Source organism: Flavobacterium ammonificans (assembly GCF_020886115.1).
In the GTDB taxonomy this organism is placed as follows: domain Bacteria; phylum Bacteroidota; class Bacteroidia; order Flavobacteriales; family Flavobacteriaceae; genus Flavobacterium; species Flavobacterium ammonificans.
Window position 1 is genome coordinate 1593176 of the sequence record NZ_AP025185.1, and the last position, 23922, is coordinate 1617097.

The 23922-nt window shown below is 34.4% G+C and carries 25 protein-coding genes; 7 read left to right on the forward strand and 18 right to left on the reverse strand.

Features of this window, described 5'->3' with window-relative positions; translation table 11 throughout:
* The first annotated feature begins 3 nt into the window (after positions 1-3).
* Both LPC20_RS07045 and LPC20_RS07050 read left to right on the forward strand, forming a co-directional pair.
* Positions 4-2100: a glycoside hydrolase family 97 protein gene (locus LPC20_RS07045; RefSeq protein ID WP_229323886.1), complete on the forward strand. Its 2097-nt coding sequence runs from the start codon at positions 4-6 to the stop codon at positions 2098-2100.
* 101 nt (positions 2101-2201) lie between these two features.
* Positions 2202-3578 carry a M20/M25/M40 family metallo-hydrolase gene (locus LPC20_RS07050; RefSeq protein ID WP_229323888.1) on the forward strand — a complete coding sequence of 459 codons (1377 nt, stop codon included), beginning with the start codon at positions 2202-2204 and terminating at the stop codon, positions 3576-3578.
* A gap of 46 nt (positions 3579-3624) precedes the next feature.
* Here the strand turns inward: LPC20_RS07050 and LPC20_RS07055 are convergent, their stop codons facing one another.
* From LPC20_RS07055 to LPC20_RS07105, 11 genes are all read right to left on the reverse strand, one after another.
* Positions 3625-4464 carry a hypothetical protein gene (locus LPC20_RS07055; RefSeq protein WP_229323890.1) on the reverse strand — a complete coding sequence of 280 codons (840 nt, stop codon included), beginning with the start codon at positions 4462-4464 and terminating at the stop codon, positions 3625-3627.
* Positions 4465-4478: 14 nt separating this feature from the next.
* On the reverse strand, positions 4479-5297 hold the full coding sequence (gene kdsA / locus LPC20_RS07060; protein WP_229323892.1) for a 3-deoxy-8-phosphooctulonate synthase: 819 nt from the start codon (positions 5295-5297) through the stop codon (positions 4479-4481).
* Between the two features lie 135 nt (positions 5298-5432).
* Entirely contained in the window at positions 5433-5999 is a 567-nt protein-coding gene (locus tag LPC20_RS07065; RefSeq protein ID WP_229323893.1) for a YceI family protein, read from the reverse strand.
* 25 nt (positions 6000-6024) lie between these two features.
* Positions 6025-6657: an NAD(P)H-dependent oxidoreductase gene (locus tag LPC20_RS07070; RefSeq protein WP_229323895.1), complete on the reverse strand. Its 633-nt coding sequence runs from the start codon at positions 6655-6657 to the stop codon at positions 6025-6027.
* 13 nt (positions 6658-6670) lie between these two features.
* Positions 6671-7123, reverse strand: coding sequence for a MarR family winged helix-turn-helix transcriptional regulator (locus tag LPC20_RS07075; protein WP_229323897.1), 453 nt, complete (start codon positions 7121-7123; stop codon positions 6671-6673).
* 100 nt (positions 7124-7223) lie between these two features.
* A complete protein-coding gene (locus LPC20_RS07080; RefSeq protein ID WP_229323900.1) occupies positions 7224-7964 on the reverse strand; it encodes an acyl-[acyl-carrier-protein] thioesterase in 741 nt (246 codons plus the stop codon).
* A gap of 8 nt (positions 7965-7972) precedes the next feature.
* Positions 7973-8902 (reverse strand): tRNA (adenosine(37)-N6)-dimethylallyltransferase MiaA, encoded by a 930-nt coding sequence (gene miaA, locus LPC20_RS07085; protein ID WP_229323902.1) that lies wholly within the window; start codon positions 8900-8902, stop codon positions 7973-7975.
* A 45-nt stretch (positions 8903-8947) separates the two neighbouring features.
* Positions 8948-10309 (reverse strand): exonuclease domain-containing protein, encoded by a 1362-nt coding sequence (locus LPC20_RS07090; RefSeq protein WP_229323904.1) that lies wholly within the window; start codon positions 10307-10309, stop codon positions 8948-8950.
* A gap of 65 nt (positions 10310-10374) precedes the next feature.
* Positions 10375-11040 carry a YggS family pyridoxal phosphate-dependent enzyme gene (locus LPC20_RS07095; RefSeq protein WP_229323906.1) on the reverse strand — a complete coding sequence of 222 codons (666 nt, stop codon included), beginning with the start codon at positions 11038-11040 and terminating at the stop codon, positions 10375-10377.
* 14 nt (positions 11041-11054) lie between these two features.
* Positions 11055-11942 carry a 3-hydroxyacyl-CoA dehydrogenase family protein gene (locus tag LPC20_RS07100; RefSeq protein ID WP_229323908.1) on the reverse strand — a complete coding sequence of 296 codons (888 nt, stop codon included), beginning with the start codon at positions 11940-11942 and terminating at the stop codon, positions 11055-11057.
* Between the two features lie 11 nt (positions 11943-11953).
* A complete protein-coding gene (locus tag LPC20_RS07105; RefSeq protein ID WP_229323910.1) occupies positions 11954-12919 on the reverse strand; it encodes a Gfo/Idh/MocA family protein in 966 nt (321 codons plus the stop codon).
* Between the two features lie 143 nt (positions 12920-13062).
* Between LPC20_RS07105 and LPC20_RS07110 the strand changes: the two genes are divergently transcribed.
* Complete coding sequence (locus LPC20_RS07110; protein WP_229323912.1) at positions 13063-13704, forward strand: protein-L-isoaspartate(D-aspartate) O-methyltransferase; 642 nt, start codon at positions 13063-13065, stop codon at positions 13702-13704.
* A gap of 27 nt (positions 13705-13731) precedes the next feature.
* Here the strand turns inward: LPC20_RS07110 and LPC20_RS07115 are convergent, their stop codons facing one another.
* The 3 genes from LPC20_RS07115 to LPC20_RS07125 form a co-directional block, all read right to left on the reverse strand.
* Positions 13732-14781: a Fic family protein gene (locus LPC20_RS07115; RefSeq protein ID WP_229323914.1), complete on the reverse strand. Its 1050-nt coding sequence runs from the start codon at positions 14779-14781 to the stop codon at positions 13732-13734.
* Between the two features lie 67 nt (positions 14782-14848).
* Entirely contained in the window at positions 14849-15301 is a 453-nt protein-coding gene (smpB, locus tag LPC20_RS07120) for an SsrA-binding protein SmpB (protein ID WP_229323916.1), read from the reverse strand.
* 53 nt (positions 15302-15354) lie between these two features.
* Positions 15355-15840, reverse strand: a complete 486-nt coding sequence (locus LPC20_RS07125; RefSeq protein ID WP_229323918.1) for a phosphoglycerate mutase family protein — start codon at positions 15838-15840, stop codon at positions 15355-15357.
* A 46-nt stretch (positions 15841-15886) separates the two neighbouring features.
* Here LPC20_RS07125 and LPC20_RS07130 point away from each other — a divergent pair, with 46 nt between their 5' ends.
* On the forward strand, positions 15887-16120 hold the full coding sequence (locus tag LPC20_RS07130) for a VF530 family protein (protein WP_229323920.1): 234 nt from the start codon (positions 15887-15889) through the stop codon (positions 16118-16120).
* On the opposite strand, the gene LPC20_RS07135 is transcribed toward LPC20_RS07130, so the two are convergent.
* Both LPC20_RS07135 and LPC20_RS07140 read right to left on the reverse strand, forming a co-directional pair.
* Complete coding sequence (locus tag LPC20_RS07135; RefSeq protein ID WP_229323922.1) at positions 16113-16670, reverse strand: GNAT family N-acetyltransferase; 558 nt, start codon at positions 16668-16670, stop codon at positions 16113-16115. The genes LPC20_RS07130 and LPC20_RS07135 overlap by 8 nt on opposite strands.
* Positions 16671-16678: 8 nt before the next feature.
* A complete protein-coding gene (locus LPC20_RS07140; RefSeq protein ID WP_229323924.1) occupies positions 16679-17533 on the reverse strand; it encodes an aldose 1-epimerase family protein in 855 nt (284 codons plus the stop codon).
* A 138-nt stretch (positions 17534-17671) separates the two neighbouring features.
* Here LPC20_RS07140 and LPC20_RS07145 point away from each other — a divergent pair, with 138 nt between their 5' ends.
* Positions 17672-19927 carry a M1 family metallopeptidase gene (locus tag LPC20_RS07145; RefSeq protein WP_229323926.1) on the forward strand — a complete coding sequence of 752 codons (2256 nt, stop codon included), beginning with the start codon at positions 17672-17674 and terminating at the stop codon, positions 19925-19927.
* 68 nt (positions 19928-19995) lie between these two features.
* Here LPC20_RS07145 and LPC20_RS07150 read toward each other — a convergent pair whose 3' ends face one another.
* Both LPC20_RS07150 and LPC20_RS07155 read right to left on the reverse strand, forming a co-directional pair.
* Positions 19996-21036, reverse strand: a complete 1041-nt coding sequence (locus LPC20_RS07150) for an agmatine deiminase family protein (protein ID WP_229323928.1) — start codon at positions 21034-21036, stop codon at positions 19996-19998.
* A 2-nt stretch (positions 21037-21038) separates the two neighbouring features.
* Positions 21039-21926 (reverse strand): carbon-nitrogen hydrolase, encoded by an 888-nt coding sequence (locus LPC20_RS07155; RefSeq protein ID WP_229323930.1) that lies wholly within the window; start codon positions 21924-21926, stop codon positions 21039-21041.
* Positions 21927-22073: 147 nt separating this feature from the next.
* Here LPC20_RS07155 and LPC20_RS07160 point away from each other — a divergent pair, with 147 nt between their 5' ends.
* Both LPC20_RS07160 and LPC20_RS07165 read left to right on the forward strand, forming a co-directional pair.
* Complete coding sequence (locus LPC20_RS07160; RefSeq protein WP_229327142.1) at positions 22074-22928, forward strand: CvfB family protein; 855 nt, start codon at positions 22074-22076, stop codon at positions 22926-22928.
* 137 nt (positions 22929-23065) lie between these two features.
* On the forward strand, positions 23066-23905 hold the full coding sequence (locus LPC20_RS07165; RefSeq protein WP_229323932.1) for a 1,4-dihydroxy-2-naphthoyl-CoA synthase: 840 nt from the start codon (positions 23066-23068) through the stop codon (positions 23903-23905).
* The last annotated feature ends 17 nt before the right edge of the window (positions 23906-23922 follow it).

Consider the following 23922-nt stretch of genomic DNA (forward strand, 5'->3'; position numbering starts at 1 on the left):
ATAATGAAACATTTATTTTCTCTTTTTGCCTTGTTTACTTTTGGATTTACACAAGCGCAAACAGTCAATTCTCCTTCTGGAAAAATCGCTTTAACATTTACATTAACTTCAACTGGACAGCCAACTTATGCAGTTAATTATAAGGAAAAAACAGTTGTAACGACAAGTGATTTAGGAATTAAACTAAAGGACAAACCGTCATTGGATGCCAATTTTGAAATCCAATCTTCAAAGAATAGCACATTCAATGAACCATGGAAACCTGTTTTAGGCGAACAGGCTACAATCTTGAATCATTACAATGAATTAGTAGTTAGTTTAGTTCAAAAAGGAACGAATATAAAACTGAATTTAGTGTTTAGAGCGTTTGATGAAGGAGTTGCTTTACGATATGATTTCCCAAAGCAAAAAGAGCTAAATTATTTTATTATTTCGGATGAATTGACAGAATTCAATTTGAACGAAAACAATAAAGTATTCTGGTTACCAGGCGATTTTGATAGCAATGAATACGAATACAACGAAACCCAATTCTCTGAAATTGACAATTCAAAAATCAATATGAATAACGGAATTGGAGTGAAGTCCATTCCTGGAAAATATACTATTCAAACGCCTTTAATGATGAAGTCACCATCGGGTTTGTATTTAAATATTTTTGAAGCAGCGGTGATCAACTATCCTGTTATGCACTTGAAAGCTGATGTGACAAATTATAAACTGAAATCAGAATTAGTGCCAAATGCTATTGGAGACAAAGCCTATTTGCAAACACCCTGTGTATCGCCTTGGAGAACGATTATGATTAGTGATGATGCTCGTGATATTGTAGGTTCTAAAATGATTTTGAATTTGAATGAGCCTTCGAAAATAGAAGATACTTCGTGGATAAAACCAATGAAATATGTTGGAATTTGGTGGGAAATGCACGTAGGAAATTCGACTTGGGATTATGCAGGTTCTCAAAATGCAACTAATTTCGGAACCGAATTGAAGAAATCCGTGGGACACGGAGCGACTACTGAGAACACCAAACGCTATATTGATTTTGCTGCAAAACATGGTTTTGACGGCGTTTTAGTAGAAGGTTGGAACGAAGGTTGGGAAGATTGGTCAGGCAATTGGAAAGAAGAAGTATTTGACTTTGTTACTCCTTATCCTGATTTTGATATTGCTGGAATTTCGGCCTACGCCAAATCGAAGAATGTAAAAATGATTATGCACCACGAAACTTCGGGATCGGTGGCGAATTATGAAAGACGTTTGGATCGTGCGTTTGAAAACATGGTGAAATACAATTATCCAGCTGTGAAAACAGGCTATGTTGGGAAGATTATTCCGCGAGGAGAAATGCACGATGGACAAACCATGGTGAATCATTTTGCACATGTAGTTAAACGTGCTGCTGATTATAAATTGATGGTCAATTCTCATGAATCCTCTCATCCGACAGGACTTGGTAGAACCTATCCCAATTATGTCGCTGCAGAGGCTGCGCGTGGTAACGAGTTCAACGCTTGGAGTATTGGTAATCCGCCAATGCACGAAACGATTTTGCCGTTTACTCGTCAGTTAGGCGGACCAATGGATTACACACCCGGAATTTTTGAAATTAAAATGAGTCATTATGACAAAAATAAAACGGAGCAAGTGCATACTACTTTGGCAAAACAATTGGCTTTGTATGTGACAATGTATTCTCCAATTCAAATGGCAGCTGACTTACCTGAAAATTATGAAAAATATTCGGACGCTTTTCAATTTATTAAAGATGTAGCTTTAGATTGGGACGAAACAAAATATTTACAAGCAGAACCTGGCGATTATTTAACTGTTGCAAGAAAAACAAAAGGAAAACAATCTTGGTTTTTAGGAGCTATTACAGATGAAAATGCAAGAAAAACTCAAATCAAATTGGACTTTTTAACTAAAGGGAAAAAATACAAAGCGACGATTTACGAAGATGCAAAAGGCGCTGATTGGAAAAATAATCCAAAAGCCTATAAAATTCGTTCAATAGAAGTTACGAATGCTTCAAAAATACAATTGAATTTAGCACCTGGCGGAGGAACCGCTATTAGTTTTGAGCCAATTCAATAAAATTTAAAACCTGCTTTCTGAATAAGCGGGTTTTTTTATGCTTTTGTGGAACGTATTTAAAAAAGAATTCCGAAATTGCCTTACTAATACAATAAATAGTTATGAAAAAATCAGTTATCATAGGAGCTTTTTTCTTGAGTGGAATGAGTGTTTTGGCTCAAACTTCAGACGAAAAAATGCTGAAAGATATTTATAATTCAAGTTTAACTAATGGAAAATGTTATTCTTGGTTAGAGCATTTATCCAATAAAATAGGGGCAAGATTATCGGGTTCTGAAAATGCGGAAAAAGCAGTTCAATATACCAAAGCACAACTGGAAGCCTTAGGTTTAGACAAAGTTTATTTGCAAGAAGTGATGGTGCCAAAATGGGTTCGTGGTGAAAAAGAGACTGCTTATATTTTGGATAATAAGACAAAAATCACTGTTCCAATTGCCGCTTTAGGCGGTTCTGTTGCCACTCCTAAAAATGGTTTGACAGCTGGGGTTATTGAAGTGCAAGGAATTGAGGATCTAAAAAAATGGGGAGACAAAATCAAAGGAAAAATCGTTTTTTATAACCGACCAATGGATCCTACTTTTATTGAAACATTTAAGTCGTATGGTGGTTGTGTAGATCAACGTTATGCTGGTGCTAAAGAAGCGGCTAAATTTGGAGCAGTAGGAACAATTGTACGTTCTATGAATTTACGTTTAGATGATTATCCGCATACAGGTGCCCAAAGTTATGGTGATTTACAACCTTCTGAATACATTCCAACTGCAGCTATCAGTACCAATGGAGCAGAATTATTAAGTCAAAAATTAAAAGCTAATCCAGGGTTAAAATTCTACTTTAAGCAATCCTGTGAGCAAATGGAAGATGTTTTGTCGTATAATGTTGTTGGCGAAATTAAGGGATCAGAGCATCCGGATAATATAATGGTTGTTGGAGGTCATTTGGATTCTTGGGATTTAGCCGATGGTTCTCACGATGATGGTGCAGGAGTGGTGCAAAGTATGGAAGCACTTCATATATTTAAAAGGTTGGGTTATAAACCAAAAAACACGATACGTGTAGTATTGTTTATGAATGAAGAGAATGGAGGTAGAGGAGGAAAAAAATATGCTGAATTAGCGAAAACAAATAACGAGAACCACATTTTTGCATTAGAAAGTGATTCGGGTGGATTTAGCCCTAGAGGATTTTCTATAGAAGCTGATGATGCTAATTTTCAACGTATTTCCTCTTGGAAAAATCTATTTGAGCCGTATTTGATTCATAGTTTTGTAAAAGGAGGTGCTGGTGCAGATATTAATCCGCTTAGTTCTGGTAAAATTGTCAAGGCAGGATTAAAACCCGATTCACAACGCTATTTTGATTACCATCACGCATTAAATGATAATTTTGATGCAATAAATAAAAGAGAGTTGGAATTAGGTGCTGCAACAATGACCTCATTACTATATTTAATAGATCAAAACGGAATTATGGAATAATAAAAAAGGCTTCGTAAGAAGCCTTTTTTGTATTTATAGATTTTAATTAAACTCTAAATATTCCACCAAAAGCAATAATTTTTTGGAAGAAAAAGAATTCTTGTGAAGCCGAATCAGAAGCACTAAAAGTGGTTTGAATATCAGGCATATTAATATAGCCTCCTTTCACTTCAGTTTGAATATAAAAATGTTTGAAAAAAGTTAGATTTAAACCTGCTTTGATTGATGCTCCATATCCAGACAGATGGAAATCATCATGTCTTTGCTTGTTGAATACTTTTGCATTTGTTTTTGGATACAATACTCCTAGACCAATTCCTTCTGTTACATTAACTTGAATTTTGTCGGTATCAATAATTTTAAATAATTTTGAAATATCATCATGTCGAGAGACTTCTGTATTGATATAGTTCAAACCATCTGTATGTTCAAAAGTTAAAAAATCCTCTGTCAGTAACACTTGATTGTTTCCAACGGCTTCGCCATAAGAGTTTCTGTTAGGATAGTTACCAGTGTAATTTACAGTAATCCCCTGATTCATTACATACTTCATATGATCAACTCCAAGCGCGACACTATAATGATCATTAACGAAATATCCAACTCTTAAATTAGTTTGGGGAATCGTCATACGTCCCGGATTAATATAGTCTATATGCCATCCCTTTGGTTTGTCATGCGCGGATACATCATAAATAGTGAAATCATAATCAGTTCCTTTAAATTGAATATCCGATTTTGAATAGGTTTCACGATTTCCTCCCCATGATATAAAGATTTTACCTTTTTTATGGGCGGTGTATTTGTCTTGATTTTGAATAGTATCTTGAGAAAATAAAGTAAGTGTAATTAAAAATAAAGAAGTAGTAAAAATTATATTTTTCAACGATTTGGGGTAATTTAAAATTGATTTATAGTTTTTCTAATGGCAACTAATTTGGTCATTAACTCTTCAAAATAATCCAAATGCAACATATTAGCACCATCACTTTTCGCATTAGCAGGATCAAAATGGGTTTCGATGAAAATTCCATCTACACCAACTGCAATTCCAGCTTTAGCAACTGTTTCAATCATATCAGGTCTTCCTCCTGTAACACCAACAGTTTGGTTAGGTTGTTGTAATGAATGGGTTACATCAAGAACAGTCGTAGCATATTGTTGCATCGTAGGAATGCCTCGGTAGTCTACAATCATATCTTGATAACCAAACATAGTTCCTCTATCAGTAACCATTACGTTTTGGTTGTTGCAATCTAATACTTTTTGAACCGCATGTTTCATACTTTCTGGACTCATAAATTGTCCTTTTTTCAAGTTGACTGTTTTTCCAGTATTGGCAGCAGCGACCACTAAATCGGTTTGGCGAACTAAAAACGCGGGAATTTGCAATACATCAACATATTGGGCTGCTTTATCTGCATCCTCATTCGTGTGAATATCGGTTACCGTTGGAACAATAAAAGTTTCGGATACTTTGCGAAGAATTTTTAATGCTTTTTCGTCTCCAATTCCAGAGAAGCTATCAATTCTAGAACGATTGGCTTTTTTAAATGATCCTTTAAAAACAAAAGGAATTTCTAATTTGTCAGTTATACCAACTAACTTTTCGGCAATTCGCAAAGCCATTTCCTCGCCTTCAATAGCGCAAGGGCCTGCCAATAAAAAAAAGTTGTCACTATCAGTATGTTTAATTTGTGGAATTTGTTGTAGGTTCATAATAATGAATTTATTGAAAGTGCAAAGGTAGTTAGGAATTGGGAATTAGGAATTCTATTTTGTAACTATTTTTGTTTTGGAACAAAAAAAAGCCCTAACATTTGTTAGAGCTTTTTATAATTTGAAGTTGAAATATTAGAATTTCAAGGTTACATCTAATTCAAATTCGTCAGCAATCGCTTTGTCTCCAATTGAAGTAAAGAAAGTTCCTGAACCGTATTTGATGTCATATTTTGTTCTGTCTACCATAAATTTAGTAGTAGCTGAGTTAGCTGTTGTAGTTAAATCAAATGTAATTGGTTTAGTAATTCCTTTGATAGTCAAATCTCCAGTTACCGAAAATACATTTGCTGATTTTGCAACTACTTTTTTGAAAACTAGTTTAGCTGTTGGGAATTTTTCAGTTCCAAAGAAATCATCTGCTTTCAAGTGACCATTTAATTTACCTTGGTATTCACCTTGTAAATCAGTAGCAGTTAAAGATGTCATGTCTACTGTGAAGTTTCCACCAGCTACTTTTTTCCCGTTGAAAACTAAAGCACCATCTTTAAAGTTTACTGTTCCGTTGTGTTGTCCTGTAACTTTTTTTCCTAACCAGTTAATAGAACTTTTTGCAGCGTCAATTTTTTTGGTTTGAGCTGATACCGATACTGTAGCTAAAGCTACAACTAATGCGAATGCAATTGTTTTTAAATTTTTCATTTGTTTTAAATTTGGATTGTTAATATTAAAGTGTGATAAATAATTCTTCGTTTGATTTTCTAACTTTTTTGTGATGTTGAGTTGCGTCTTCAGCATGTCTGTAACCTATTGGAGCTAATAAAGTTGCGTTAAGACCTAATTTCTCTAATCCTAAGATTTCATTAACTTGCTCTGGTATAAATCCTTCCATTGGGGTAACATCAATATGAAGTTCAGCAGCAGCATTCAATAAATTTCCCAAAGCTAAATAGGTTTGTTTTGCTGTCCAAATATTTCTTGTTTCTTCTGGCAAACCAGTAATGTTTCCTTTCATAAAATCGACATATCCTTGAATAGCTTCTAATGGTAATTCTCTTGTTTTGCAGATTGTTGCTGCTAATTGATTAATTCCTGCTTCGCCAAAATTCAATTCATTGGCAAAAACCAAGAGGTGAGAAGCATCAGCAACTTGCGCTTGACCATAAGATGCAGCTACTAATTTAGCTCTTAGTTCAGGATTTTCTATGATGAAAACTTTGTAAGGTTGTAAACCATACGATGATGTACTCAAGCGAATTGCTTCTTTCAGAAATGCTAAATCAGCATCTGTAATTTTTTTTGTAGCATCAAATTTCTTTGTAGCATATCTCCAATTCTGGTTTTCTAAAAATGTACTCATTATAGGGGTTTAATTAATTTCTAAATTTTTCTAATAATTCGTTCAACTGAATGCGCTCTTCTTCAGTTAATTTTTGAGAATAAGAGTCTTCATGCATTTTAACTTTAGGTTCTAACTCAGCTAGAATAGCCAAACCTTTTTTAGTAATAGTAACTTCAATTTTTCTACGATTATCAGGACAAACTTCACGAGTTACTAATTCTTTCAACAAGAGTTTATCTACTAAACGAGTGGTATTACTCGTTTTAGCTAACATACGCTCTTGAATCACAAACATATTAGTAGGATTCCCTTTTTGACCACGCAAGATGCGTAACACATTAAATTGTTCAGAAGAAATATCAAAGGGTTTTAAAATTTCATTAAAATTTTCTGCAATTATGTTTTGGGTATACATAATGTTCATGATAATTTTTTTAGAATTATCCATAGGTACAGTTGATTTTAAGATCTCTTCGATTTTCATATTTGTCTCTACGTAATTTGTAGGTACAAATGTAGTGTATTTTTTATTTGTATATACAAATTTATGTTATTTTTTTGTTAAAATAAAAAATGAACAATTATTATTTCCAATTCAATTGCAGGGCAAAACAGCTTTTATCTTCTTTGGTAATACTAAAAATAGTAGTGTTTTCCTCGCTTTTTTCGTGAATAACCACTTCGTTTTTTAACGATAGTTCTTTTATGAAATTCATTTCAAAACTTTCAATTTTTTGGTTCAGAATTTTGGTTTCATCGACTAGATCCAAACACCATTCTAAATACTTGACATTATTGGCGTGATTGACAATATCCAAATCGGATAAGCGAACTGTTTTTTGAAACACCATTTCTTTATCGTGGTTGAGGCTGATTTTAGAAAAAGTTTCTTGTGTGGCTTTATTGTCAGGAAATAATTCAAAATGTTCGTAAGGCAAAGCCAAGGCTTCGGGACGACGAATTTCCGTATTAAAAACCGCCCAGAATGTTTCAGAACCTACAATCTTTTTTCCATTAACATACATTTCTAAAGCACGAACGGAACGGGAATTTTCTAATGAATTAATCCACGTTTTAACAGTAACTACATCACGCCATTGAGGTAATTCACTCACTTCTACTCGCATTCGGCTCAATACCCAAGCTTGGTTGTACTCCTGCATATCAGTAAAACTAATGCCGCCTACTTCAGAATGTGCCGCAGCGGTCATTTGCAATATATTACACAATTCGGTGTATTTTAAATAGCCATTGGGTGCACATTGGGTAAAATTGATTTCCCATTCTTTGCTTAAAATAGAAGTGAAATTAGGAGAAATTGGCATATAAATAATTAGGGTTGATGTGTTGTAGATTTATTGATGTAGTCTATAATTTCTTTTCTATCGCATAAATAATCAAACCACTTCGCATTTTCGGTTCTTTTAAACCAAGTTATTTGTCGTTTAGAAAAACGGCGAGTGTTCTTTTTGATTTCTTCAATGGCGAATTCTAAACTATCGTCACCATCAAAATAACGGAATAATTCGCGATAGCCCACGGTTTGTAATGCGTTTAATTCTTTGTGCGGATATAATTCTTTGGCTTCTGCCAAAAGGCCTTCATTGAGCATGATGTCTACCCGTTGATTAATTCGATCATACATAACGCTACGTTCAGCCTCTAAACCAATAATGATTGGTGTAAAATTTCGATTGTTTTTAGTTTGATTTAAGAAAGAGGAGTAGGGTTGTCCAGTTCCAATGCAAACTTCTACAAATCGCATCATACGTTGAGGGTTTTGAAGCGTTTGCGGATTTTCAAGTTTAATTTTTTCAAAATAGACTAGGTCAAGTTGTTCTAATTTTTCTTGTAAGTACGCAATCCCATTTTTTTCAAAGTTTCTATTTACTTCATCTCGAACAGCGGTATCAATATCTGGAAAGGAATCAAAACCTTTTAAAACAGCATCAACATACAAACCCGAACCACCTACTAAAATGACATAGTCGTTGGTTTGATACAATTCGTTAAGTTTTGCAATGGCTTCTTTTTCATAATCGCCAACGGTATAGTTCTCAAAAATGGATTTATTTTGAATGAAGTGATGTGGAGCGGCAGTCAATTCATCTTGACTTGGAACTGCGGTACCAATTTGCATTTCTTTGAAAAATTGACGACTGTCACACGAAATTATCTCACATTTAAAATGTTGAGCCAAAGCAATGCTTAAGGAAGTTTTTCCTATTGCCGTTGGACCAATGATTGTTATGAGGTATTTCATATATTGTGAATTCTAAACATAGTTTTAAGGCTTGAAGACTTAAAATTAAAACGAAATTGTTTTTAGTGTTTTACTTCTTCTAATTTGTCCTTGGATAATTGTTTTTGCATCACGATTGTGTTGCATCGGAATCAAAATATTTTTAAGAATATCAATATGGGTTACTTGGTAATTCAAATCATAAAAAGCATAGCCTTTGTAAATTCCGTTTTCTATCAAAACCGCAGAGCGCTCATTAACATTGCGACCACGATCTATCAAAATTTTATTTTGGTTTTCAAAACTATTTTCGGCGATGAATTTTTGTACTCGGTTGTTGTATTCTTCCGGGGTAACTTTTCCAATACAAGCGCCGTCACATTCTTTGATTTTATATTGAAAGCAGTCTGAATTGGTTTGATATAAACCAGTCAGTTTTTGACACAATCGGTACTTTTCGGTAATACGGAAAAGCGCATTTTTGCCTTCTTGGAGTGTTGTAAAAGAGGTGATTTCTTTTTTGCGTCCATCGGCTTTCTGCAAGCGTAAATTCAAATAGCCGTTTGTGTCTTTTTCGGAATACAAAGCCCACTCAAAGATACTTTTGCGTTGCGCTCGATTGAAAATAGGTTTGTTGATTTTGATTTCTTCGCTTTCTTTCAAAAGGGCAATCAATTCGCTGCCCGTTTCTTCGTAAGTAACCGTAAATACTTCTCTTTGAATCTTTTTGGATTTGGTAGAAGTTCCCGTAAAGTGTTGATTAATTCGCTTTTTGATATTTCGGCTTTTGCCAATGTAAATCAAATCGCCTTTTTCGTTATGAATGTAGTAAACACCTGTTTTAGAAGGTAAATTTTCTACAATATCCAACAGTTTTGGTGCAATTCCTTTTTGGATTTCTTGTTTGATAAAGTCGTTCAAAATTTGCTTTTCGACATCTTTTTCCAAAAGCATTTTGAATAATTTGGTTGTTGCCATAGCGTCTCCGCTAGCTCGGTGTCGGTCTGCCATTGGAATGCCTAAAGCGCGAACTAATTTTCCTAAACTATACGAAGGTTGTTCGGGAATTAATTTTTTAGACAATTCTACGGTACATAAGGTTTTGGCTTGAAAATCGAAGCCTAAACGTTTGAATTCGGTGCGTAAAATTCGGTAATCAAATGAAGCATTGTGTGCGACAATAACACAATCCGAAGTGATTTCAATAATGCGTTTAGCCACTTCAAAAAACTTGGGTGCTGAGCGCAACATGGCATTATTAATCCCTGTCAATTTAACCACAAAAGGCTGAATTGGAATTTCAGGATTCACTAAACTGATGAATTGATCCACCACTTTGTGACCATCAAATTTGTAGATGGCGATTTCGGTAATTCCTTCTTCGTTGAATTGACCTCCGGTGGTTTCTATGTCGAGAATTGCGTACAAATTGGTATTTAGATTTAGTATTTTGTCATTGCGAGGTACGAAGCAATCTCCTCTAAAATTAGTATTTATCGTCCTCCAAAGATACTACTTCCAATTCGAACCATCGTACTTCCGCATTCGATAGCAAGTTTGTAGTCACCAGACATTCCCATTGATAAAGTATTCAGCTGGCAGTTTTTAGTATTCAGATTGGCATATTGATCAAAAATCGTTTTCAAACGGCTGAACTCTTTTCCCACTTGAGTTTGATTATTGGTAAAGGTTGCCATTCCCATTAATCCGACAATTCGAATGTGGTTCATTTCATTTTTGTCATCTTGAACTTGTTTCAGTACCTCACCCAATTCCTCTTCGTCTAAGCCAAATTTAGACTCTTCCTCGGCAATATGCACTTGCAATAAACAATCAATAACACGGTTATTTTTTTGTGCTTGTTTGTTAATTTCTTGTAGTAATTTTAAACTATCCACTCCGTGAATCAAACTCACATAAGGCGCCATATACTTGACTTTGTTAGTTTGAACGTGTCCAATCATATGCCATTGAATGTCTTTAGGCATCGCCTCCCATTTATCGGTCATTTCTTGGATTTTGTTTTCACCAAAAATACGTTGTCCAGCTTTATACGCTTCCATTAAATCGGGGACAGGTTTGGTTTTAGAAACCGCTACAAGAGTTACATTTTCAGGAATTGAAGCTTGAATAGAACGTAAATTATTTTGAATTGACATGTGGAGCCTTTAGTTTAAATAAATTGAGCAGCTACTTTTTCTGCTTTCTTGCTTTCTGCGTAATTGTAAAAACCTTCTCCTGATTTTACGCCTAATTTTCCTGCGCGAACCATATTGACCAATAATGGGCAGGGTGCATATTTTGGATTTTTAAAACCATCATACATTACATTTAGAATAGATAGACAAACGTCTAGTCCAATAAAATCAGCTAATTGTAGCGGCCCCATCGGGTGTGCCATGCCTAATTTCATTACGGTATCAATTTCATAAACTCCCGCAACTTGATTGTACAAGGTTTCGATCGCTTCATTAATCATGGGCATCAATATTCGATTGGCTACAAAACCTGGATAGTCATTTACTTCAACGGGCGTTTTTCCTAATTTTTCCGAAAGCTGCATGATAATTTGAGTCACTTCATCACTGGTATTGTAACCTCTAATAACTTCGACTAATTGCATAATCGGCACAGGATTCATAAAGTGCATTCCAATAACACGTTCCGGATGCGCTACAACAGCTCCAATTTGAGTAATTGAAATAGACGAGGTATTGGTTGCCAATATTGTATTATGAGAACAAGCCTCATTCAATTGCTTGAAAATAGCTAGTTTTAAATCTACATTTTCGGTAGCAGCTTCGATAACTAAATCAACGCCAACCACCCCATCTTTTATGTCGGTATAGGTAATGATGTTCGTGATAGTTTTAGCTACATCTTCTTGCGTGATAGTTCCTTTAGCTAACATTCTATCCAAATTACTAGAAATGGTAGCCATACCTTTGTCTAATGCCTTTTCAGAAACATCAATTAATTTTACAGTAAAACCTTTTTGAGCAAATGTATGAGCAATTCCGTTACCCATAGTTCCGGCTCCAATTACAGCGATTGTTTTCATTGTGTATAGTATTATTTTTCCATTGATTCAATAATCTGATACGCTACACGTAAGGCATTCGTAGCTTGCTCCAAAGTCACAACAGGAGTTGTATCATTTATAATAGCATCAGCAAAAGATTCTAATTCGTCAAGGATGGCGTTGTTTTGTTGAACATCAGGATTAGAAAAATAGATTTGTTTTTTTATTCCTTCTGCATTTTGTAAAATCATATCAAAGTCACCTGGAACTTCAGGAGCATCTTTCATTTTAACGACTTCACATTTTTTTTCAAGGAAATCTACCGAGATGTACGCATCCTTTTGGAAGAAACGTGTTTTACGCATATTCTTCATCGAAATTCGGCTAGAAGTCAAATTGGCCACACAACCATTTTCAAATTCAATACGGGCGTTGGCAATATCCGGTGTTTCGCTAATAACTGAAACACCGCTAGCATTAATATTTTTAACTTTTGAATTGACTACACTCAAGATAGCGTCAATATCGTGGATCATTAAATCTAAAACTACAGGAACGTCAGTACCTCTTGGATTGAATTCGGCCAAACGATGAGTTTCAATAAACATCGGATTTTCGATCATGTTTTTAGTAGCAATAAAAGCGGGATTGAATCGTTCTACATGACCTACTTGACCTTTGACTTTGTATTCGTTAGCTAAAGCTATAATTTCTTCTGCCTCTTCAACAGTGGTTGCAATTGGTTTTTCAATAAATACATGCTTTCCAGATTTGATAGAAACTTTGGCACATTTATAATGAGAAAGTGTAGGAGTTACAATATCAATAACATCCACAGCATGAATTAATTTAGCAATAGTGTCAAATTGTTTGTAACCAAATTCTGCAGCAATTTTAGCTCCGTTTTCTTGATTTTCATCGTAGAATCCAACTAACTCGTATTTCTCAGACTGTTGTAATAAACGTAAATGTATTTTACCTAAGTGACCTGCACCTAATACTCCAATTTTCAGCATAATTATGTAGTTTGTACAAAAATAGGAATAAATTGCTTAAATAGTGAGGACATAAAGACAATTATTTGAATGATTTCTATTTGAAAAATGGCATTTAAAATTCAAAATTCTTTGTTACTTTTACCAAAATAAAAACCCAAATTTTGAAAGATACTGCCAAACATCAAGGACTTCGTAATCAATTAGTAAGCATTTTAGAACAAAAAGAGATTACAGATAAAAATGTGCTTGAGGCAATTAAAAAAGTCCCAAGACATTTATTTCTAAACTCTAGTTTTGAAGATTATGCTTATCAAGATAAAGCTTTTCCAATTGGTGCTGGTCAGACGATCTCTCAACCTTATACAGTTGCATTTCAATCCCAATTATTAGAAGTCCAAAAAGGACAAAAAATATTAGAAATTGGTACAGGATCAGGATATCAAACGGCTGTTTTATGTACTATGGGAGCTAAAGTATATACAATAGAACGCCAAATTGAATTGTTTAAAAAAACATCAGTTTTACTACCAAAATTAGGAATTCGTCCCAAATACTTTTCGTCTGGAGATGGATACAAAGGATTGGAAATTCACGCGCCTTTTGACAGCATAATTGTTACTGCTGGCGCTCCAATAATTCCTAAACCTTTGATGGCTCAATTAAAAATAGGTGGGCGTTTAGTTATTCCATTGGGAGAAGAGGTACAAATTATGACCATGCTCATTCGTAAAAATGAAACTCAATTTGAAAAACACGAATTTGGAGAATTTAGATTCGTTCCTTTGTTAGAAGATACTAACTAAATAAAAAACCCGCTATTTGCGGGTTTTTTATTGACCGATAATCGCTAAATAGCGCTCCAAACTCTCTTTTTCTATTTGAGCTACAAACAAGATAAAATCTTCTTTGTTATTTTGAGTTTGAGCAGTTTCTAAGGCTTTATAATAGCTCATTCTACTGTCATAATCTCCTTTTATATTAGCAATTACATAGCCATGTTGCAATAAAATCAAGTTCATTACTAAACGAGATGTTCTGCCATTTCCATCAATAAATGGATGAATAGTAACTAAACGTTCGTGCATTTCGGCGGCAAGAACTATTGGGTGTAGTTTATTTTTATTGGTTTCATACCAAATAAAATAATCTTCCATTTCCTTCGCTACTAAAAAAGGTTGAGGAGGAGTATGTCCACTTCCTTTAATCATTACTTGTACTTTTCTATATCTTCCTGCATCTTCAGGATGAATCCCTCTCAAAATAAGATTATGAATAGATAAAACTTCTCTTTCAATCAAAGAAGTGTTTTTCTTCATTAACTCTTTTATAAATGCTATTGCTTCCTGATGGTTGATAGCCTCTAAATGCTCTCGCATACTTTTCCCTGAAATTGTCAAACCTTCATTAATAACTAAATCAGTTTCACGCAGGGTCATGGTGTTTCCCTCAATTCTATTGCTTTCAAAGGTGTATTCCAATTCTAAAGCCTGTGAAATTCTATAACTATCAAATTGACGAAAACTGTCTAATTTAGCTTTTAAAACATCAATTTGAGCTAAAAGTGTTGCTAAAGATTTTGAAAGTGTATTAGTGTTGTTTTTTGCAACATATCGTATTTCTTCTTCGGCAACCTGTAAAGCTTTTAGAGCGAATTCATCTTGACCAATTTCGTATAATATTTTTTCTTTTAACCACGCCACCATCAGTGTTTCGTAGTCAATCTCCAATAGGGAAGCAAGTTTAACTACTTGATCTTTTGTTGGTTTTCTTGTACCTGATTCAAACTTACTAATCAAAGCTTGGTCTATACCCAATAAATGTGCTAGTTCTCTTGTTTTGAGTCCTTTTTTTTCTCTAGCGTTTTTGATTAGTGATTTCATTCTATTTAAATGTTTTTATTTGTCAAGACAAATTTAGTCATAATTTTTTGTAAAAAAAACTTTTCTATCAAAAAGCTTTCTTAATTCTGTCCAAATCTCTTTTCGTATCTTGTTCTTTCAGGGATTCTCGTTTATCATATGTTTTTTTTCCACGGCAAAGACCAATTTCAAGTTTTGCCATTCCTTTTTCATTGGTAAACATTTTTAAGGGAACAATTGTAAGTCCTTTGGCTTGCACACTTCGGGCTAATCCTTTTAACTCCCTTTTATTTAAAAGTAGTTTACGTTCGCTTCTAGATTTATGATTGAATTGATTACCAAAAGCGTATTCTTCAATGTAAGTATTAATAGCAAAAAGTTCATTATTGCTAAATTCACAAAAGCTCTCGGTGATATTCGCTTTACCTAAACGAATGGATTTGATTTCGGTACCTGCTAATACAATTCCAGCAGTGTAGGTTTCGATTATTTCATAATCAAAACGAGCTCTCTTATTAAGTATGTTAACTGTTTTTTGCATAGCAAGGCAAAAGTAGTACAAAAAAGAAAAAATGTAAAGTCAAAAGAACTTTATTATTTTAAATGCAAGAGTTGTGATAGTATTTGATTTTCAAATAGAGTTACAATGTACAAGTTGCCAAATTGATTTTCCGCTATATCGCCGTACTTATTTTCTTTAATTATTTGGTTTACCATTTTAGAAATAGTATTACTGTGACCAACAATTAAAATTGTTTTACCCATAGTCTCCTTTTTAAACGTTTCTATGTCTACTAATTGCGGATTGTATGTTTTAAGTAGTTTACCATTTTCTGATACAATTGGATTAATTGTTTGCAGTGTTCTTTTAAAATCAGTAGAATAGACAGCATCAAAATTAATTTCTGAAAAAAATGCTTTCCATTCTTGCGCTCTTTCTAAACCTTTTTCTGATAAATCTGGATTTTTAGAACTATCCGCTTTTTCAGCATGTCTGATGAAGTAATATTGGGTCGTTTTATTTTGGCCAAAATGAATTTGGAAACCAAAAAGGAATAAGAATACAAGTAGCTTTTTCATTATAAACTATTTTACAAATTAATCTTCGAATATATATCTTTGCCAAATGGAAAACAAATCTTCAAAAGATCCGCTTCACGGAATTACACTTCAACATATAGTAGAACAATTAGTTCAATATTATGGATTTGATACTCTTGGCGAATTAATTAAAATTAAGTGTTTTAATGAAAATCCATCAATAAAATCAAGTTTAACTTTTTTACGAAAAACGGACTGGGCTCGAAAAAAAGTAGAAGAGCTATATATCAAAACACTTCCAAAAATTGATGTTACTTGAAATTTTTCTTAAGAAGTGAGTAAAAAACGCTGTCAAAAAATTTTCCTTCAAAAAATTGATACTCTTTAAAATAGGCTTCTTTTTCAAAATTGGTCTTTAATAATACCTTTTCTGAAGCAATATTCTCGGGATCAATCACCGCTTCGATTGAGTTTAGTCCCATTTCTTCAAACCCAAATTGAATTACTCGTTGCAAAGCTTCTGAAATGATGCCTTTTCCATGATGCTCCGTTGCTAAAAGATAACCAACTTCGGCTCTATAGTTTTCTGGTTTCATTCGGTAATAACCGATCATTCCAATTACTTTATCGTTTTCTTTGGTTGTAATTGCCCAATTGATTACTGTATTAGAATCAATAGTTGTATCCATTGTTATAATGAATTCAAGTGCTTCCTCTTGGTTAGTAATTAAAGGTCTCGGAATGAACTTCATAATTTCAGGATTCGAACGCAACGCAAGTACTTCATTAACATCGGTAGAAGTAAGACGTCTTAAATTCAAACGATGAGTTTCGAGGTTTGGAAATGGTGTAAAGTTGAATTCCAACATAGTAGTGTTTAAAGGATTTCTATACTAAATTTTGCTTGAAATTTTGCGTTTGCTTCTAAAACAATAACGCCTTCTTTTTCAAAAAGATTACCATTGCTTTCGGTGGTATCAGAGTAACCAAACCAAGGTTCTAAGCAAATAAATGGTGCGCCCACTTTTGTCCAAATACCTAAGCTAGGGAAGTCTTGAAAATGAACTTTTAAAATAGGTTTTTCCTCTTCAATAATAGTGAGTGAATTAGATTGTAATTTTTTAAAAATTAAAGCATCTCTTTTAAACAATTCATACGTTAGAGGAACTCTATTAGTGTCTGTATGTATTTTTTCGGTTTGTTGTGAAACCAAATCATTTTCAAGTAAAGTATATTCTAAAGGTTCTACTTTTTCAAAATCAAGGTTGTAATCTTCAAAACTGCTTGGTAATGCAAATGCAGGATGTGCCCCAATTGAAAATGGAATCTCAGAATTATCCTTATTAACAACTTTGTAATCAATCTCTACAGTAGTATTTATTAACGTATATTGAATTTGTAATTCAAACTCGAATGGATAATTTGGCAAGGTTGCTGAATTGGATTGGATCGAAAAAGTCGCACTGTCTTCTGTTTTTTCGATTAATTCAAATTCCATATCTCTTGCAAATCCATGTCTTGTAAGTGTATATTTTGTATCGTTATGATAAAACGTATTGTTTTTCAATGTGCCAACAATTGGAAATAAAACAGGAGAGTGTTTACCCCAAAAATTAGGATTTCCTTCCCACATGAATTCTCTATTTAATTTATTCTTGATTGAACATAATTCAGCTCCTAAGGTTTTGATTGCGACACTTATTTGCGAGTTTGATAAGGTTATAACGGACATTAAATTAATTTTTATTGGTAAATATAGAATGATAAATTATAATTCAAGAGTTCTATTTATATTTTTCAAACATAAATAAATTAGTTTGGTTTAAAATCTGCTTTTTTTTCATTTATTTGTGATATAAAATTTAAAAACATGAAAAACATACGTACCAAAGTCATTTTAGGATTGACTTTATTATTTAGTATTTCGACTATTTGGTCTCAAGAGCAAGCACCCGAAGTAAAACAAAAATCAAATTACAATTATCATGATGCTTTTGCTCCTTTTTTCTATTCTAAAAATGGAACAAATACGCGTTCAGCTAGCGGAATGCCTGGTCATGAATATTGGCAAAATAGAGCTGATTACCAAATTACAGCTCGACTAGATGAAATAAAGAATGAAGTTACTGGAACAGATATCATAACCTACACGAATAATAGTCCAGATAAAATGAATTTTGTTTGGATGAATTTAGATCAAAATTTATTCAAATCCGATTCTCGTGGAAATGCTGTTGTGCCTATCTCAGGTAGTCGTAACGGAGCTCAAGGACAAGTTTTTGACGGAGGTCATAAAATAAAGTCAGTTAAAATAGTTTCTACTTTAAATGGAAAGACAACTGAGGTAGATGCGAAGTACGTGATTTCAGATACTAGAATGCAAGTATTTCTTCCGCAAGGATTGAATCCAAAAGGAGGAGTGGTAAAAATCAAAATTGATTTTTCTTTTATTGCTCCATTTGAAGGATCAGATCGAATGGGAGTATTGGAAACCAAGAATGGTAAAATTTTCACCATGGCACAATGGTATCCAAGAATGTGTGTGTATGATGATGTAAGAGGTTGGAACACCAATCCATATTTGGGAGCATCAGAGTTTTATTTGGAATACGGAGATTTTGACATAAAAATTACAACGCCATCTAATCATATTGTGGTGTGCTCAGGAGAATTGTTAAATCCTACTGAAGTGTACTCTTCAGAAGAACAAAAACGTTTGGCTCAAGCTAAATTAAGTGATGCAACCGTTTTGATTAGAACTGCAGCAGAAGTAAATAGCTTGCCAAAAACAGCTACTACGACTAAAACATGGCATTACAAAATCAAGAATGCTAGAGACGTGTCTTGGGCTTCTTCAGCAGCCTTTATTTTAGATGGTGCTAAAATCAATTTGCCTAGTGGGAAAAAAGCGCTGGCATTATCTGTTTATCCAGTGGAAAGTGATGGAAATGAAGCTTGGGGAAGATCAACAGAATATACTAAAACTTCAATTGAAAATTATTCAAAACGTTGGATGGAATATCCTTATCCTGCGGCTGTGAATGTTGCAGGTAACGAAGGCGGAATGGAATATCCTGGAATTGTATTTTGTAGTTGGGAGTCTAAAGGAGCAGGTTTGTGGGGAGTAACTGACCATGAATTTGGACACATTTGGTTTCCTATGATTGTTGGGTCTAACGAACGATTATTTGCATGGATGGATGAAGGTTTCAATACTTTTATTAATTCACTAAGTTCAGTTGATTTCAACAATGGAGAGTACAAAGAAGAGAAAGCCGACTTACATAGAGATGCAGAACAATACACAAATTCTGCATTAGAAACGATGATGAGTTCTCCTGATAATATGAAAGAAGCAAATATTGGAACATTATGTTATTCTAAACCAAGTGCCGGTTTAGTAATATTAAGAGAGCAAGTGCTAGGACCAGAACGATTTGATTTAGCCTTACGCACCTATGTTGAGCGCTGGGCATATAAACACCCAACACCGGATGATTTCTTTAGAACTATTGAAAATGTAGTTGGTGAAGATTTGAGTTGGTTTTGGAGAGGTTGGTTCCAATACAATTGGCGCTTAGACCAAGGAATTAATTCTATTAAATACATTAAAAATGATCCCGCTAAAGGAATTATAATTAATATTGAGAATTTTGAAAAAATGGCAATGCCAATTGTTTTAGATGTCAAAACTAGGAGTGGAAAAGTAACGCGTGTTAAATTACCTGTTGAAATTTGGCAAAGAAATATAGAATGGTCATTCAAACACAATTCTACCGAACCAATTGAAAGTATTACTCTAGATCCAGATCATGTATTTCCAGATGTAAATGAAGCTAATAATGTTTGGACTGCTGAAAAAGGAAAAGTAGAGGAAGATCTAATTTTAGATGGTTACCTTGGAGTTTATACCAATCCGCAAGCACCAATTAAATTTACACTTACTGAAAAAAATGGTGCCTTAAATGTAGAGATTACGGGTTATCCAAAGTTTAATTTAACACCAACCGGTAAAAATAAATTTGAATCTAAACGTGCCGGAATGGAATTACAATTCAATGATGCCAAATCTGGTTTTGAAATGATTTTGGCTGATGGTAGAAAAATACCATTTACAAAACAATAAACGGATTAAATTCTAATAAAAAAACGACTGAGCAATCAGTCGTTTTTTTATGTTATAAAGTTTCGTTTTTATGCTGGAATTTGTTGGCTTAAACAATGTAACGTTCCAAATCCCCATATAAAGTCAGTAGCACTAATTCCTATTATTTCTCTGTCAGGAAAACAATCTGCTAAGATATTTAATGCAATTCGATCTTTACTATCATTGAAAGTGGGAACTAAAACACAATGATTTAAAATTAAGAAATTAGCATAACTAGCAGGCAAACGCAAATCTTCAAAATCCAAACGTTTTGGCATCGGCAAGCAAACAATTTTTGGAGATTGTCCGTTTTCCAATTTAGCATTTTGCAAACGCTTTAGATTGTCTTGAAGCGGTTGGTAATTGGCATCGTTTTTATCTTCCTCAACAATCGTTACAATCGTATCTTCGTTTACAAAACGACATAAATCATCGATATGCCCGTGGGTATCGTCTCCTTCAATTCCGTCACCCACCCAAATCACATTAGTAACACCTAAATATTCTTTAAAAACCGCTTCATAATCCGCCTTGGTAAAATGAGCATTGCGCACTTGAATCGAAGGATGCATCAAACATTCTTCTGAAGTCAACAAAGTTCCTTTTCCATTCACATCAATGGCGCCACCTTCAACAATAACGGGTTTTCCGTTGTAAGTTACCTGAGTTAAAGGCAACTTCAAGAATTCAGCTACTTTACTTGGAACGTGTTTGTCTAATTGGTAATTGGAATATTTTGCCCAACCATTAAAGTTGAAATTCAAGGCTTCTCTTTGAGAACCATTTTTCACAATGATAGGACCCGAATCACGCATCCAAGAACGATTCGTTTTATGAATGATATAGGAAATATTAGTAAGCTGAACGTGCGCTCTTTCCAGCATTTCGGCTACTTTAGTTTTCAATTTTTCATCAGCTACTACCAAGAATACTTTTTCTACAGCAGCTACTTTTTTAATGAATTCGACAAAAGCCCATTGAACGGCTTCGTATTTGCCAGGCCAATCGTTTCCATTATGCGGAAAACATAGTAAAATACCTTCTTGTTTTTCCCATTCGGCAGGGAAACGTCTGTTTGGAGTACTCATTATTAGTCTATTGCTCTTTTTGTAATATCTCCAAACGCATCAATACGGCGGTCTCTAAAGAAAGGCCAGTTTTGACGTACATTTTCTTGCAAGTCCAAATCCACTTCGGCAATCAAGATTTCTTCTTTATCGTGGGAGGCTTGTGCCAAAATTTCGCCTTGTGGTCCAGCAATGAAAGACGAACCCCAAAACTCGATTCCAGAGGTATTTGGTAAATATTTTTCTAAACCAATACGGTTAGCAGCGGCAACATAAACGCCGTTCGCAACCGCGTGACCTTTCATTACATTCATCCAAGCGCCGTGTTGATTGACTCCGTATTCTTCTTTTTCTAAAGGATGCCAACCGATAGCTGTTGGATAAAATAAAACTTCAGCACCTTGCAAAGCCGTCAAACGCGCTCCTTCAGGATACCATTGGTCCCAACAAATTAGGGTTCCAATTTTTCCTTTATTGGTAGGAAATGCTTTAAAACCTATATCACCTGGTGTGAAATAGAATTTTTCATAGAAATGGGGGTCGTCTGGAATGTGCATTTTGCGATACAAACCAGCTTCTGAACCATCCGTGTCAATAATATAAGCACTGTTGTGGTAAATTCCCGCCATTCTTTTTTCGAAGAAAGGAACAATAATCACAACGCCTAATTCTTTTGCTAATGCACTAAAAGCAATAAAAGAAGTACTATACAATGGTTCTGCTAACGCAAAATTAGCGACATCTTCACTTTGACAAAAATAATGACTGCTGTACAATTCGGGTAGCGAAATTACTTCGGCACCCTGACTAGCTGCATCACGAACCCAACTCAAACATTTCTTTAAGTTGTTTTCGGCAACATCATTCAGATTCAATTGAATAACTGCGATTTTGTATTTTTTATTTGGCATAGCTAAAAAAATTAGACCGCAAAAATAGTTATTTTTATAAAGAGTACACGAAAAGGAATTCAGAAAAATTAACCCTTTATTATGTTTCTTGCGAATAGTTCGGATATTCAAAATGGCTTCGTACATTTGCACTCTAGAATTGAAGAAATGTTAGCAATAGGAAAATACAATACGCTTACCATATTACGTGACACTAAAGTAGGTTTGTTTTTGGGAAATCCCGAAAAAGATCCTGAAGGGATTCACGATGTGCTCTTGCCCAACAAATACGTTCCAAACGAATTTGAAATAGGAGAAGAGTTAATTGTTTTTGTGTATTTAGATCACGAAGAACGCCCAGTAGCCACGACCTTAGCGCCTTATATTTTGTTGAATGAATTTGCACTTTTGCGTGTGAATTACATCAACCAGATTGGTGCTTTTATGGATTGGGGAATGGAAAAAGATATCTTGGTTCCGTTCAAAGAACAAGCGCGTCCAATGGAAAAAGGAAAACGCTATTTGGTGTATTTGTATATGGACGAAAAAACCAATCGTTTGGTGGCTTCAAGCAAAACCAATCAGTTTTTGAGTAACGATCATTTGACGGTTGAAAAAGGAGAAGAAGTAGATTTGATTGTTTCGCATATCACGGAAATCGGAATCAATGTAATTATCAATGAACAACACAAAGGGTTGTTGTACAAAGATGAGGTATACGACGATGCTATTCGAACCGGTGACAGAATGAGAGGTTACATTAAAAACATTCGTCCTGATAATAAGATTGATGTGGCGCTGCAAGTGCAAGGATATCAAAGTATCGAACCTAATGCGGAGAAAATTTTAGATGAATTGCGTGCGAATCGTGGCTTTTTACGTTTAAATGATAATTCGCATCCAGAAGATATTAAAACGGTCTTAAAAATGAGTAAAAAGACTTTTAAGAAAGCAATCGGCGCTTTGTACAAAGAGAAATTAATTGAAATTAAAGACGACGGAATTTACTTGATTAAAGAGTAATTTGAAATTTATAATAGAAGCAAAAGGCAATTCATTTTATTGAGTTGCCTTTTTTTATGTTGCACCGCTAACTTTAAGTTTTCTTTTTAGTAGAGAATCTAAAAAATGACTTATTTTTACACTCAAATCAAAGAATTATGAGCAAGATAGATTGGAAAACAGTCCGAGAATTTGAAGATATCACCTATAAAAAATGCAATGGAGTAGCACGAATCGCTTTTAATCGCCCTGATGTGCGTAATGCGTTTCGACCTAAAACTACTTCCGAATTATTACAAGCCTTTCATGATGCACAAGAAGATACTTCGATAGGAGTGGTCTTATTATCGGCAGAAGGACCTTCGTCCAAAGACGGAATTTGGTCTTTTTGCAGTGGCGGAGATCAAAAAGCACGTGGACACCAAGGATACGTGGGTGAAGACGGTTACCATAGATTGAATATTTTAGATGTACAACGATTGATTCGTTTTATGCCAAAAGCGGTTATCTGTGTTGTTCCAGGTTGGGCTGTCGGTGGCGGACATAGTTTGCACGTAGTGTGTGATTTGACTTTAGCGAGTAAAGAACACGCTATTTTTAAACAAACAGATGCTGATGTAACCAGTTTTGATGGAGGCTACGGTTCGGCATATTTAGCCAAAATGGTAGGACAGAAAAAAGCACGTGAAATCTTTTTCTTAGGTCGCAATTATTCGGCTCAAGAAGCTTATGAAATGGGGATGGTGAATGCTGTTATTCCGCATGACGAATTAGAAGATACCGCTTATGAATGGGCGCAAGAAATTTTAGCTAAATCGCCAACATCTATCAAAATGTTGAAATTCGCTATGAATCTAACCGATGATGGTATGGTTGGACAACAAGTTTTTGCAGGCGAAGCCACTCGTTTGGCCTACATGACAGAAGAAGCTATAGAAGGTAGAAATGCCTTTTTGGAAAAAAGAAAGCCGAATTTCGAGAAAAAATGGTTACCATAATTGGGTTTTAAGTAAAG